Below are 13617 nucleotides of genomic sequence, written 5' to 3'. Positions count from 1 at the left end.
GATGATGACGAGGGGATGACGGGTGGGGCCGCCGGTCGTCCAATCTGGGGCCTTCTGTTCTATGGATACGGAATCTTCCACAACATCTGTTACGCGGCTGCTGCATGCGTGGCGCGGAGGCGACGAGCGGGCGCTCGACCTGCTGATGCCGCTGGTGTATGAGAACCTGCACAAGATGGCGGGGCAGTATATGCGGCGGGAGCATCCGGGACAGACGCTGAGCACAACGGCGCTGGTTCATGAGGCGTATCTGCGGCTGTGCGATGCAGAGGTTGAGTGGCAGGACCGGGCGCATTTTCTTGCGGTGGCTGCGATTACGATGCGGCGCATCCTGGTGGATCATGCACGGTCAGCGAACCGTGTGAAGCGTGGCGGCGGTGTGGAGATGGTGACGCTGCATGAGCAGTTGAATGCGGTGGACTCCGTGAATGGATATGGCGAGGCGGAGATTCTTGATCTGGACCGCGCGTTGAGCCGACTGGCGCAGCAGGATGGGCGCAAGGCGAAGCTGCTGGAGATGGTTTACTTTGGCGGGATGAATACTGCCGAGGCGGCTACGGTGCTTTCGATTTCGGTGGCTACGGTGAACCGGGATTTGCAGTTTGCGCGGGCGTGGCTGGGGAATGAACTGCAGTCTTATGGGAAGCTGCGGTAGCGGGGGCTAAAGCCCTTTCCTCTTTAATGATTCTTTCGGCACGACTGAAGTCGTGCCCTGATACAAAGCTCAAGTTGTCAGTAGTGTTATCCCAGGTCTCCAAAAGAAGGAGACCTGGGGCACCCGCACCCGTCTGATTTTGTAAGAGAACGAAGGCTATTTCTTGCTTTGGGTTTTGGCGAGTAGATTTTCTGTCGTGGTGATGTCGGGTTTGCCTAGTGGGGCGTTGTCGCGGTAGAGGGCTAAGGCTTTTTGTACGCTCTGCTGCGCTTGCGGCCAGTTGTGCCGGGCCATGTCCAGATGTGCGGCGGCTATGTGCAGCGAGGCTTGCTCCAGGGACGTGGTGGGGTGCGTGGCGAAGATGCTTTTTGCTTCGTCGAGCATGCCTGCGGCTTCGCCGGTTTTGTTTTCGTCGGAGAGGACGCGGACTAAATCTACGAGAGAATGGGCGGCGACGACGCTTTGCTGGCCGAAGAGCTTGCGGCGGGTTTCGAGAGCCTGGCGCAGATAGGTCTCGGCGGTGGCGAACTGGTGCTGCTCTTCATAAAACTTGCCTAGATAACTTTGCCCGCCGGATGCGTAGCGGCTCACGATGCCGACGTTCTTGACGTACTGGTCAAAGGCTGCGTGCAGCATTGCCCCGGCTTCTTTGTAACGGCCCTGCTGCTGATAGAGGCGGGCGAGGTTGGAGCGGCAGATGATGGTGAAGTTGTGCGTGGGGCCGAAGAAGCGGCTGCGGGCGTCGATGGCGTTCTGCAGCATTTTTTCGGCTTCGGGGTAACGACCCTCCGAGGTGTAGACAAGGCCCAGTTGGTTGTACAGCTCGCCAATGCGGCTGTTTTTGCTGGCGTCGGTTTTGAGGTTGGAGGCGAGGCTGCGCTGGAAGATTTTTTCGGCTTCGTCGTAGGAGCCTTGCGCGGCGAGGGAGCGGCCCAGCGTGACGAGCGGCGGGAAGAGCTTGGGGCTGTCGGGGCCGTCTACCTTTTCGCGGATGGCGACGCCTTCGCGGGCAGCGATGACGGCGTTGGCAATGTCGCCGCTGAACTCGTAGGCGGTGATGACCTTGTCCATGGCTACGGCTGTGTCTTCATTGAAGCGGCCTTTGCGCTCAATGTAGATGTCGAGGGCTTCGCGGGCCATGCTGATAGCGCGGGCGAAGTCGCTGGCGCGGAAGGCGGGTTCGGCGGCATCGTCCAGGCACTCGGCAACCTGCAGGGAGCGTGCACCGTAGAGCTGGCGGCAGAGGGCGAGTGAGCGGAGGAGCAGGGCTTCGGACTGCTTGTAGTCGCCGATGTGGCCGTAGGTGTTGCCGAAGGTATCGAGAAGCTCGTGCGTGGCTTGCGGGTCGTTCTTGAGGTCGTTGATGTGAGCTACGCCTTGATCGAGCAGATCGCGGGCGGTGAAGACGCGGGATTGCACGTAGTCGGGGTCGGCGGAGGTGAAGACGGTTTCAAGAAAGCGGGAGACCTGGGCGTTGCGCTTGAGTTCCCGTTCGGCGGCGTTGCGCTGCTCGGCGAGGCGCACGGAGAGGATGGACATGCCGATGGAGAAACCGACGATGAGAAGCGCGACGAGAGATGCGGCGGTGACGGCGATGCGGTTGCGCTCGACGAATTTGCGGGCGCGGTACCAGAACGAGGCAGCGTGGGCTTTGACGGGAAAGCCGTTGAGGTAGCGCTCGAGGTCGTCGGCTAGCGCTCCGGCCGAGGGATAGCGGCGCGAGGGGTCTTTTTCCAGCGCGTGGAGGAGAACCTGGTCGAGATCGGGGTTGAGGTTGGGCTTGGGTGGGGGAACGTCGCAGATTAGGCGTTCCAATTCGCTGATGCGCGTGGTGCTGGCCTCAAAGGGGCGGCGGTTGGTGAGGAGGCGGTAGAAGAGGACGCCTAGCTGGTAGACGTCGGTGGCGGTGGTGACGGGTTCGCCGCGGACCTGCTCGGGGCTGGCGTAGTCGGGGGTGAGCAGGCGGGTGACATCGGTGGTCATCTGGCCGGGGACGACGGAGGGCGTGGCGGCCCACTCGGGGTTGAGCGCCTTGGCGATGCCGAAGTCGAGGAGCTTGGGGGTGCCGTCTTCGGTGACGTGGATGTTGTCGGGCTTGAGGTCGCGGTGGACGATGAGGTGGCGGTGGGCGTAGTCCACGGCGTGCGCGATTTCAACGGCGAGGCGGACGCGGTCGCGGAGGTTGAGGTTGTGGGACTGGCACCAGGTATCGACGCGCTGGCCATCGACGTACTCCATGACGACGTAGGGCATGCCTTCGGGCGTGGTGCCGCCGTCGAGGAGGCGCGCGATGTTAGGGTGGTCGAGGTTGGCGAGGATTTGGCGCTCAGTTAGGAAGCGCTGGCGCAGCTCGGGAGTGAGCAGACCGCGCATGGCCTTGATGGCGACTTGCTTGCGGTACTCGTCGTCAGCGCGGATGGCGCTGTAGACGACGCCCATGCCGCCGCGGCCTACGACGCCGGTGATTTGATAGGGGCCGAGGCGGCTGCCGATGGTGGGGAGCACGGCCTCTTCCTGGTCGGCAACGACGCTGGCGGCGGCGGCTCCGATGGCGGCGCCGATGTGGGTGTGCGTGGTGACGGCGAGGAGCAGGGATTCTACTTTGGCCCGGAGGTCGGGCTGGTCGCGGCAGGCTTCTGTGAGCCAGGCTTCGCGCTGGGCGGGGTTTTCAAACCGCAGGGCTCCGTCAAAGAGCTCCTGAAGCCGGGCCCAATCCTCAATCGACTGCAGAGGTTCCATTGGAGGCAATGGTAACAACAGATGTGTGGAAATGGGACAGGAAGTTGATTGCATGGTGGGACGGGGTGGGGTTGGTGGGGGAACTTGCTGCGAATTTCCGGTGAAAATGCTGTGACGCAGGTCGCTGCGGGTTGTTCTTGTGCGGGCTAGGCTGCGAGCAGAAGAGAGGCGCACGATGGCGAGTCTGGCTACGAATCCTGTTGGCTCCGGGAAGAAGAAGCTTGTGCGGCGAGTGGGTGCGGACCGCTCGCAGCGCGTTCGGCATCTTGTGCAGTGGCTTTTTGTTGCGCTGAATCTGTGGATGGGGTTGCAGTTCTATCTTTGGGTGCGATATTTCGAGCGCGGGGCGAAGGGGTTCTTTATCGAAAGGCCGGCGGGCGTGGAGGGATGGCTGCCGATTGCCGGGTTGATGAATGCGAAGTATCTGTTTGTGACCGGGAGCGTTCCGGCGGTTCATCCTGCGGCGATGTTTTTGTTTCTGGCGTTTGTTGCGATGAGCCTGTTGTTCAAGAAGGCTTTCTGCTCGTGGCTTTGCCCGGTGGGGACGCTTTCGGAAAATCTTTGGCGCGTTGGGCGGCGGGTTTTTGGACGCTCGCTGCAGTTGCCGAAGTGGGTGGATATTCCGCTACGAGGGTTGAAATATCTTCTGTTTGGATTTTTTGCGGTGATGATTGGCATGATGTCCGCAGAGGCGCTGGAAGATTTTATGGGCTCGCCTTATGGCGTGGTTGCCGATGTGCGGATGCTGAATTTCTTTCGCGAGATTGGCTTGGCAGGGGCGCTGGTCGTGGGCGTGCTGGTTTTGCTTTCCGCACTGGTGGAGAACTTCTGGTGCCGCTATCTGTGCCCTTATGGCGCGCTGCTGGGGCTGGTTTCGCTGCTGAGTCCGGTAAAGATTCGACGCGATAAAGAGGCGTGCATCGATTGCGGAAAGTGTGCGCGGGATTGCCCGGCGCATCTTCCGGTGGACCAGCTGGTGCAGATTCGTTCGGTGGAGTGCAGCGCTTGCATGGCTTGCGTTGCGGCTTGCCCGGCGGAGAATGCTTTACAGTTTGCGCTGCCGCCGAGGCGTGGAGAATCAAGCGCGGAACGCTGGCGGAAGCGGGTGGTTGCTCCGGTTGGAGTTGCGGCGGCGCTGGCTGTGATTTTTCTGGGAGCGGTTGTTTATGCGAAGGCTACGCATCACTGGGAATCAAACATTCCGGTGCATGTGTATCAGTACCTTGTGCCGCGTGCGGATGAGGTGAATCATCCGGGGATGTAGACTTCTGGCTATTTTGTGCTGGGGATGATGTTGCTGGCTTCTTCGTGTGCCTGTTTCAGTAGTGGCTCGTTGGCGTCGGCGTCTTTCCATAGCACGAAAAAATTTTCGTAGAAGACACGGCTTTCCGCGGGCTTGTTCTGACGAGCGAGAGAGCGGGCTGCGCCTAAGTGGGCGAGCGGATAAAGATGCGAGAGCGAATCGACGCCGCGATGGTCGATGACTTTGCGGAATTCCCTTTCGGCGGCGGCTGGCTGATTGGCTTCGAGATAGGCTGTGCCGCGGATATAGGGGATTTCAAGGGTGCGGAGCTCGTAGGGTGTGGAGAGCTGCAGGGCTGTTACGGCTTCCTGCGGCTTGTGCTGCGCTAAGAACACGGCGGCACGAATCTGCGGGGCTTTGAAGCTGTTCCAGAGGGTGTCCTGGGGATGTTGTGCAAGTTTCTGGCTCAGCAAATGCTCGGCGCGGGCGGTGTCTCCTGTTTCCGCCAAGGCTACCAGCGGGTCCATTGAGCCGTCGGGGATTTCGTAGGAGCTGAGCAGGGCGCGGGCTTCCGGGATGTGGCCTGTCTCGGCGAGGATTCGGGAGGAGGCTAGCAGGTAAATCACGTACTGCTGGGTTGCTCCCTGCTGTTTATAAGCATCGGCGATTGCGGCAAATGTCTCCTGGCCCTGATGGATGCGGCCTTGCTCGAAGGCTAGAAGCGCTTCATTGAGCTTGGCGCGGGTGGCTGCGCTGTGGCTCCTTGCCCAATCGAGCTGTGCCTTTACACCTTCGGTGTCGTTGCGGGCTGCGGCTACTTCCATCATCAGGGAGTGCATGTCGGCACCGTCGAGATGTTTGACGACGGATTGGTCGCAGATAGATTTGGCGGCGTCGAGCTGCCCGGCATGCAGCAGGGCGCGGCCTAAAACTACGTATGGGATTGCGTCGTCGGGGCTGAGTTCGAGCGCTTTTCTGGCGAGAGGGATGGCGGCCTCATCCTGACCTAGCTGCGTGTAGATGTTTGCCATATTGCCCGGCGACGACTGGTTGCCCGGATAGATTTCCATCCAGTTGCGGTAGTTGCGCAGGGCTTCTTCCATGTTTCCGGTGACGTTTTCGTGATAGACGGCGGTGATGTACAGCCGATTGCGCTCGTCGGCGTAGTCGCGCAGCTCATAGGCCCTGGTGAGATTGGCGACTGCCTGTACGCGGTTGCCGCTGTTGCCGTAGGTTGAGGCGAGGTCCGCGTAAGCTACAGCGAATTTTGGATCCAGCTCGATGGCGCGTTGAAAGAGAGGGATGGCATCGGCGTGTTTTCCCTGGAGCGCGAGGGCGCGGGCGCTGGAGTAGCTTCGCAGAGCCTCAAGCGAGCCGGTGTTTTCGTGGACGAGCGGGGTGCTGAAGCGCTGAATCGAGGAGCGGGACTCCCCTAGTTTTTTTCTTATGCTGGCGGATGCGGTGTCGATGGCGTGGGAGATTTCGTCGGCGGTGGCGGCTTCGGCTTTGCTGGTTGCGAGGGAGTTTCCGGAGACGCAATCGGTGGCGTCGAGGGTGAAGAGATACTTCTGGCCGAGCCTGGCGATGACTCCCTTGAGCATGACCTGCGCGTTATTGCGCAGGCAGACTTCTCGCGCGAGGGTGGGCGTGAGTGGGGCGTCGGGCTTTTGCTGCATCTGGGTGAGGGTCTCCTGCAGATGTACGCGGGAGAGGAAGTTGAGGTAAGGCGACTGCTTGAGGTCGGCGGTGACGGCGCTGTCGAGAACCTGTCCAAGGCCGGCCTCGCCGGTGGCGTTTTCGAGATCGGCTAAGACGACTACGGGCGAGGGCGGGATGCGGTGCCAGTGCCTCCATGCGAAGAAGCTGCCGAGGCCGATGGCAGCCAGAAGGACGGCGGCGAGGGCTGCGCGGGGGGCGAGGCCGCTTCTTTTGGGCTGGACTAATTCTTCCTGCGTGACAACGCTGGTGCGGACTGTCTGCTCCTTATAGAGGGCGCCGCTGGGGAGAGTGTTTTCTAAGGCTGGCGGCGGGTTGGCGGGAGCTAGTTGTACGGAGCAGGCGAACTGGTAGCCGCGGCCGGGCAGGGTGACGATGTAGCTGTTGCCGCCGGGCTTTTCTCCGAGGGCTTTGCGCAGGACGGAGATGCACTGGGCGAGGCTGTTTTCATCCACGAAGGCGTCCGGCCAGACATTCTTGAGCAATTCTTCTTTGCTTAACACTTTGCCGGGGTTGCGGACGAGGTAGATGAGCACGTCAAAGGCGCGGCGGCTGAGCGCAAGTGTCTCCTCTCCTCGTTTCAGCGTGCGCGAACCGGGATCGACCTGAAACTCGCCAAATTGGAATATCTCCAATGTCTCCATTGACTTGAAAGAACCCAGCAAAGTGTTCAGAACTCGTCAGAACTGGTCACTGGTGTTTCCCGCAGGCTGTGGCCATGATGCTGACAAACAACGGAGGAGAAGCGCCTGCTGGTTTGACTGTACCAGCGGGATGAGAGGCGGGCAATGTTCAAAAGCATGCAGTGCGATGTCGCTTTTGTACTATTCGCGCTCTCCGGTCTGCTCCTAGCGTGTTGGCAGAGACGAACGAAGGAGAACTTATCCCGGTGAAGCTAGTTGCTTATTTTCCTAGAGCCGCTTGCCTTGGCTTGGTTGTGTTGGTTGGCCTGATGACGACTGCGGAGCGTGCTTCCGCGCAGTTTGGATGGGGGAATCCGCCCGGACAGCCATGGGGGCAGCGGGCCAAGGACCCTGGGCCGAGACCGAATCCGGCGAGTGCGATTCCGAATCCTGTTCCCGGCCTGAGCGCGAATGAGATTGCGCTCTTTAACGAGAGCCTGCTGCGGGTGTCGGAGCTGGAGGGCACGTGCGACACGTGCGTGCAGCAGCCGCAGAATGTTCCTCCGGCAGACCCTGACCCGACGAATCCTTTTTCGCCTTCGCGGCTGGTGAACTCGGCAGGCATGGGGCCGGTGTTCAATGCGGACCAGTGCATTACCTGCCACAGCCAGCCTGCGCTGGGTGGTAGCTCACCGAAGAAGAATCCAGCGGAGGCGATTGCGCACCGGCTTGGCGGTACGAACACGGTTCCGAGATTTGAGGAGCCAGAGGGGGCGATACGGGAGGTGCGGTTCAAATTCAATCGCGACGGCAGCCGCGATGGTGGCGTGCATAGCTTGTTTACGCTGCAGGGGCGCTCGGATGCTCCGGCATGCAAGCTGGAACAGCCGGATTTTGAACACGAGTTGGAGCGGCGCAATCTTGCTTACCGGATTCCGCTGCAGTTGTTTGGGTTGGGGTTGATTGAGGCGATTCAGGACTCGGCGATTGTGGCAAATATGAATGCGGACCGCGAGGTGAAGCAGCGGCTGGGGATTCATGGCCATCCGAACCTTGTTGCCAACAACGGAACGATCAGCCGCTTTGGGTGGAAGGCGCAGAATGCGTCCATCACGATGTTTGCCGGTGAGGCTTACAACGTGGAGATGGGGATCAGCAATGACTTGTTCCCCATTATGCGCAGCGAGGACCCGGACTGCAATTTGTCTTACGAGGCTTTCGATATTCCTCGCGTGGATGATGAGCGGTACAACAATCCGCTGAAGATTATGCCGGCGTGGTTGATGTTCACGGAGTTCATGCGCTTTGTGGATGCGCCGCAGCCGGGGCCCTTATCTGCGAGTGCGAGCCGGGGCAGGCAGTTGTTCGGCGAAGTGGGTTGCGCGCTTTGCCACACGGCTTCGTTCCGTACGCCGGGAGTTGCGAATCCTGCGACGGCTGCGGAAGAGATTGGGCCGATGACGGTGGCGCTGCGCGGGCAGACGGTGAATCTCTACTCGGACCTGTTGGTTCACCACATGGGCGCGACGCTTGCGGACAACGTTGTGCAGGGCAATGCGGGGCCGGATGAGTTTCGCACGACGCCGCTGTGGGGCGTGGGGCAACGGCTCTACCTTTTGCACGACGGCAGGACGAAGGACCTGGCGGTTGCCATCCAGGACCACTTCTCTGCGCCGGGTTCGGATGGCGGCGACAACCCCAACAAGGACAGAGACTCGTTTCGCTATGGTCCTTCCGAAGCGAACGGCGTGGTGATGCGCTTTAACGCGCTGGGTGAAAACGACAAGCAGGCGATCCTCGATTTTCTGCGGTCGCTTTAGGAGAGAACGATGACTAGAAAGATGCGATGCTTTGCGGCGATTACGCTTCTGCTTTCACCCGCGGCTCTTTTCGCTTCGGACCCTTTCCTGGGGAAGTGGGTTCTGGATGTGCGGAGGTCAAAGTATGCCGATGATAGTTGCCCGAAGCAGATGACGATTGAGATGAGCGCACAGGGAGAGAAGATTCACTACCGCTCCGATTCCGAATGGGCGAGTGGGCGGCTATCCAAAGCAGAGTACACGGCTGCTTACGATGGAAGGCCTGTCTCTGTGCTGGGAAACAACGGCTTGCTGTTGCCTGTTTCGCTGAAGCGCGTTGCGCCTAATGTTGTGCTGGCTACTTACACCAGCGGATTTCAAGTGGTGGCGACGAGCCGCCGAGTGGTTTCGGCCAATGGCAAGGTGATGACCGTTACAACCATCTCGCGGGATGAAGCAGGCAAGAACGTGACGAATGTCGGCGTGTATCGAAAGGCTGAGCCGGCACGAAGCGCGAGCTTTGACTTCGCAAAGCTCAGGGCGAGCCCGCTTGTGCCGAAGTGAGTGGGCTGTTTCTTCCTCATGCTGATGCGTATCCGGGACCGGCTGAAAGCCGTGGTTGGGAACTTTTGCGCCTGCACAGCATGACGGCTGGCGAAGACAGAGAGGTGTGGATCGATGATCCAGATTTTTCGATGGCTCCATGAACACGCGAGCATCTTTCGCCAGACGACGTGGGAACAAGGCGGCACCCGCACGATGCGGCGGGAGATAACCGTGGAGAAAGAGGAACGCACGCTGATGGTTGGCACTGGATTTTCGCAGAGCCCGATGGTTTGCCCGTTCTGCGGACAGAGCCTGCCGGTGAGGATGAGCACGCAGACGGCTGCTGCTCAGGAAAGTGAAGCTGCCAACGAAGGCGGCGGAAAGGGTCGAGAGTTCCCTTTATGAATCCGTTATGGAAGAGATATTTGTCTTTGGTGATGCTTTCTGCTTCTGTTTTGGCTCCGCTGGCCGTGGGGCAGGCTGTGCCGGTTACGCCGCGTGTGGTGGCTGTTGAACGCTAACTATCACTCGGGTACGAACTACTCGGGTAGTGGCGTCACGATTGGGCCATCGTTAAGGAAGAACCGATGATGCGAGCCGGAGCTGCATTCCCTTCCCTGACATGTGGATTCAAGGGCTTGCTTGTCTTGTACACTTGCCGCGGAGGGTGAAGGATGAACCGGCGGGAACTTTTGGCTTCTGTAACCGCGTTGGCGGGAGCAGCTCTGGCACCTGGAGCAGTGGCACAAACAGCACAGCAAATTACGCATGTGGATACGAAGACCGGCGGGCCTATGCTTTCAAGCAGTGTAGTGAAGGTGGAAAACCTTCAGTCGGAGGGCGCAGCGCCTGGCGCGAAGGCTTATGTCCATTTCAATGGGCCGACAGAGCAACTTGCCGCGCTGGCTTCCGGTCTTGTGACGCTGGAACCGGGAGCGCAGCCGCATCCACCACACCGGCATGTCGAAGAAGAGATCATGATTGTTGGCGAAGGAACGGGAGAGTTTTCTGTGAATGGCGTCGCCACACAGGTAAAGACTGGCGACATGGTCTTTGCTGAATCCGATATGCTGCATGGCGTCCGCAATACCGGGCAGACACGCATGACGTTCTACTTCATTAAGGTGATGGCGAAACACCCTGCTTGATTGCTGCCGCTCTCGTTCGATTCAACAAAGAGATGAAATGCTCGCTTAGAGGCTTTACTTCGTTGATTGTGAGGTTGGCTGTAGAGGCAAAACGGGGATTGCCATAATAGTTCTCTAGAGTGGGATTCATGTGCCGGGCCATGAACCACGGGACTTGCAGGCAAAGGCCTAGACATCCTCCGCAGTGACTGCAACGGCAAACGGTACGCCGATGGCTTCGAAGTGACGTTTCCCGCAGCGCACCTTATCTGCCTCCTGTGTTGGCAGCTTGAGAAAATCTTTTGTGCCTTTTGTTTCGCAGATAAGGTACATGGCATGGTCGTCCTGCTTTAGGATGGCCCAGTCGGGATTGTACTTTCCCACAGGCGTATCAATTTCGAACCATCCTGGCAACTTCAAGAAGAGCTTGATGTCGGCTCGCTGATCGAGCTTGCGGGCGAATTCCCGCTCAATTTCGGAATCGTAGACGACATATTCATAAACGGAGTGCTGCACCTGCAAGGCTGTGAGGTAGTTGATAAGTTCTTCGTTCTTGAACTGCATCATCTCCCACTCCGCCCCTGGCCCGCCGTCGATGCGCTCGTACTTGATGCCGTCTACAAGCAGGCGGTGGAGTTCGTATTTGACGATGTCAGCAACGGCGTCCATGAATTTCTGCGGATCAATGAAGAACTCGGCTAGCCTCCCCGACTCTTTCAAGATGCGAACCAGCGTGGAACGGGTCAATTCCGTTTCATTCTGCAAATACGCCAGTACATCGGGGATAGGATAGGAAGCCGGCGTAACTCGATCCTCGGACACGCTCACAGCCGTTGCGTCAATTCCTCCGCGTTTCACATCAAGCTGACCCGTGCTCACGCGAATTTTCGGAGCCTGGATTTTCTCCATACGCTTAATGCCCTCTACAGCGCGGGCAACCAGTGTATCCGTCTCGAACTCCACACAATACGTCGTCCTGGGCTTGATGCGCTCCCAAAGCTCCTGAAATTCGGGGCTGATTTGCACTTCTTTTTTGAGCCAGTTTGGACCTTCGTCTTTGTCTTTGCAGATGTGGCGTTCCATTTGATACGAGGTCAGTAAATCAACCACGGCGGAAGCAAGGTCCGCTTGCCCTTCCGGCAATTCCAATTTAAAGTCCGGTTTCTTTGGGTCGAAGGCGGACTGAATGCGCCCGTCTGCGTCCATCATCTTCTGCGCTACAAGGGCCTGGTAGATAATCTGAGCTACATCCCGGCCAATCGGCTTTTCCTCGCCATCCACCACGCGCAAGAGTTTCGCGAAAGCGGTAATGGGCACTTTGCCGAAGGTAACGCCGCACTCCTCCTCGTATTCCGCCTGAAGGGCGCGCGCAAAGTCCTCGTAGCTCTCGTTCGCCATGACAAGCAGCTTGTTTACGGACTCGTCAAAGACGCGCTGGCCGTTCTGGTCCACCGGCAGACGCAGGCCGCGCCCGATTTCCTGCCGCTTCTTCATCGAGCTGCGCGTTTCATTCAGAGTGCAAATCTGAAAGACGTTGGGATTGTCCCATCCCTCGCGCAAGGCCGAATGGCTGAAGAGGAAGCGCAGCGGTTCCTCCATCGAAAGCAGGCGCTCCTTGTCCTTCATGATGAGGTTGTAGACTTCGTCATCGGCCTGCGTGTCTCCGCGTGTATCTTTCAACGCGCCTTTCTTGTCTTGTGCGAAGTAGCCGTTATGCAACGCTCCGGCCGGCAGTTTCAGCCATTCGAGCACGGCATAGCGCGGGTTCTGGGCAAGCTCTGCCAGCGTGGCTTCAAAGACTTCCGCAAACTTGCCTTTCACCGCTTTTCCGGCGTCGTCGTAATCGCGATAGTTGGAGACACGGTCAATGAAGAAAAGGCTCAACACCTTCACGCCGCGACTGCGAAGTTGAAGTTCCTTTTCCAGATGCTTCTTGACCGTGGTCTTGATTTGTACACGCCACACATCCTCACGCATCCCGCCGGACTCCTCGCCCAGGCGCAAGACACGGCCATTATTGAACCGCACAAACTCATTGCCCGGCTCGGCGTTAATCTCGGCAATCACAAAGCCGTTTTCATAGGCGGCGCGCTCGTCAGAAAGCTGAAACAGGTCCGCGCCGTTCTTCACGGTCACGGATTTTTCCTTCGGGCCTTCCGCTGTCTGCTTGTGAATCCTCAGCTTGGCCTTGATGCCCTTCTTATAGTCGATACGCTCCACGCGGACAAAGGCATCGTTCGCCCCGCCCTCGGCGGCGGCGCTGGCCACAATGATTTGCTTCACCAAGCGAAGCTCGAAGGCGCGCACAGGGTCCAGGCGATAGACAAGGTTGTACGGATTTTTGTGGGTGGCGGAGTAGCGCAGCGTGCAGAGAGGGTTCAGCGCCTTGATAGCCTCCTGCGCTCGTTCGGTCGAGTCCACGCTCTGCGGCTCGTCAATGATGACGATGGGCCGCGCCGCCTGTACAAACTCGATAGGTTGGCGGCCTGAGAGTTTATCGCTCTCCTTATAGATGACGTTGCTCTTCTGCTTAGCTTCTGTGCCGGTAAAGTTCTTGCGAAAAGCGTCAATGTTGATGATAAGGATTTGCAGCGTATTGCTTACCGCGAACTGGCGGAGACGGTTCACCTTCTTTGCGTCATAGACGAAGTGCTCAAAGGGAATATTGTTATAGAGCGCGCGAAAATGGTCAGCGGTAATCTCAATGTTTTTGAGAACGCCCTCGCGGATGGCGACGCTTGGCACAACGATGATGAACTTCTGAAAGCCGTATTTGCGCGAAAGCTCGAAGATGGTTCGCAGGTAAACGTAGGTCTTGCCGGTGCCGGTCTCCATCTCCACGGAGAAATGCGGGCACTCGCGGATCGCATTCGCGGCGGTATCGAATAGCTCCCACGACTCTAGCGGCGCTGCCGGATTGGCCACTTCAATGTCATTGCGGGCCTGCACCGCGCGGGTATTGGAGTGGAGTTTTTCCGGCGCAAGCAGAAGCCGGTTGCCAAGGCCAAGCTCGCTCTGCTGCTGTCCTGCGAAGATGCCATCCATCCCTCCCATCTCGATGACGGAATACTCGGGCGCGCCCTGGGGCTGGCCATCGAAGAGGCCGGTAAGCGCCGCCACGGCATCAAGTTGGTACTGCTGGTTGGCATCAAATTGCAGCTTCATCGTC

9 protein-coding genes are annotated in these 13617 nt (G+C 58.9%); 6 read left to right on the top strand and 3 right to left on the bottom strand.

Going from position 1 to position 13617, the window contains the following annotated elements:
* Window positions 1-61: 61 nt before the first annotated feature.
* On the top strand, window positions 62-655 hold the full coding sequence (locus AC5S3R_RS00575; RefSeq protein ID WP_494264657.1) for a sigma-70 family RNA polymerase sigma factor: 594 nt from the start codon (window positions 62-64) through the stop codon (window positions 653-655).
* Window positions 656-811: 156 nt separating this feature from the next.
* On the opposite strand, the gene AC5S3R_RS00570 is transcribed toward AC5S3R_RS00575, so the two are convergent.
* Complete coding sequence (locus tag AC5S3R_RS00570) at window positions 812-3394, bottom strand: tetratricopeptide repeat protein (RefSeq protein ID WP_494264656.1); 2583 nt, start codon at window positions 3392-3394, stop codon at window positions 812-814.
* 175 nt (window positions 3395-3569) lie between these two features.
* On the opposite strand from AC5S3R_RS00570, the gene AC5S3R_RS00565 reads away from it, so the two are divergent.
* A complete protein-coding gene (locus AC5S3R_RS00565) occupies window positions 3570-4658 on the top strand; it encodes a 4Fe-4S binding protein (RefSeq protein ID WP_494264655.1) in 1089 nt (362 codons plus the stop codon).
* Window positions 4659-4666: 8 nt separating this feature from the next.
* On the opposite strand, the gene AC5S3R_RS00560 is transcribed toward AC5S3R_RS00565, so the two are convergent.
* Complete coding sequence (locus tag AC5S3R_RS00560) at window positions 4667-6988, bottom strand: tetratricopeptide repeat protein (protein WP_494264654.1); 2322 nt, start codon at window positions 6986-6988, stop codon at window positions 4667-4669.
* A 302-nt stretch (window positions 6989-7290) separates the two neighbouring features.
* On the opposite strand from AC5S3R_RS00560, the gene AC5S3R_RS00555 reads away from it, so the two are divergent.
* The 4 genes from AC5S3R_RS00555 (at window position 7291) to AC5S3R_RS00540 (ending at window position 10469) form a co-directional block, all read left to right on the top strand.
* On the top strand, window positions 7291-8796 hold the full coding sequence (locus AC5S3R_RS00555) for a di-heme oxidoredictase family protein (protein ID WP_494264954.1): 1506 nt from the start codon (window positions 7291-7293) through the stop codon (window positions 8794-8796).
* 9 nt (window positions 8797-8805) lie between these two features.
* Window positions 8806-9339: a hypothetical protein gene (locus AC5S3R_RS00550; RefSeq protein WP_494264653.1), complete on the top strand. Its 534-nt coding sequence runs from the start codon at window positions 8806-8808 to the stop codon at window positions 9337-9339.
* Between the two features lie 114 nt (window positions 9340-9453).
* Window positions 9454-9726: a hypothetical protein gene (locus tag AC5S3R_RS00545; RefSeq protein ID WP_494264652.1), complete on the top strand. Its 273-nt coding sequence runs from the start codon at window positions 9454-9456 to the stop codon at window positions 9724-9726.
* Between the two features lie 335 nt (window positions 9727-10061).
* Window positions 10062-10469 carry a cupin domain-containing protein gene (locus AC5S3R_RS00540; RefSeq protein ID WP_494264651.1) on the top strand — a complete coding sequence of 136 codons (408 nt, stop codon included), beginning with the start codon at window positions 10062-10064 and terminating at the stop codon, window positions 10467-10469.
* 168 nt (window positions 10470-10637) lie between these two features.
* On the opposite strand, the gene AC5S3R_RS00535 is transcribed toward AC5S3R_RS00540, so the two are convergent.
* On the bottom strand, window positions 10638-13613 hold the full coding sequence (locus AC5S3R_RS00535) for a restriction endonuclease (RefSeq protein ID WP_494264650.1): 2976 nt from the start codon (window positions 13611-13613) through the stop codon (window positions 10638-10640).
* Window positions 13614-13617: the final 4 nt, after the last annotated feature.

The organism is Occallatibacter sp. FHG110214_02 (assembly GCF_059115385.1).
The sequence above is the reverse complement of the archived record's forward strand: the minus strand, read 5'-3'. Positions and strand labels throughout refer to the sequence as shown.

Coding starts and splice junctions, on each gene's coding strand:
- AC5S3R_RS00550 (WP_494264653.1), top strand. CDS start 8,806: ATGACTAGAAAGATGCGATGCTTTGCGGCGATTACGCTTCTGCTTTCA.
- AC5S3R_RS00575 (WP_494264657.1), top strand. CDS start 62: ATGGATACGGAATCTTCCACAACATCTGTTACGCGGCTGCTGCATGCG.
- AC5S3R_RS00565 (WP_494264655.1), top strand. CDS start 3,570: ATGGCGAGTCTGGCTACGAATCCTGTTGGCTCCGGGAAGAAGAAGCTT.
- AC5S3R_RS00570 (WP_494264656.1), bottom strand. CDS start 3,394: ATGGAACCTCTGCAGTCGATTGAGGATTGGGCCCGGCTTCAGGAGCTC.
- AC5S3R_RS00545 (WP_494264652.1), top strand. CDS start 9,454: ATGATCCAGATTTTTCGATGGCTCCATGAACACGCGAGCATCTTTCGC.
- AC5S3R_RS00535 (WP_494264650.1), bottom strand. CDS start 13,613: ATGAAGCTGCAATTTGATGCCAACCAGCAGTACCAACTTGATGCCGTG.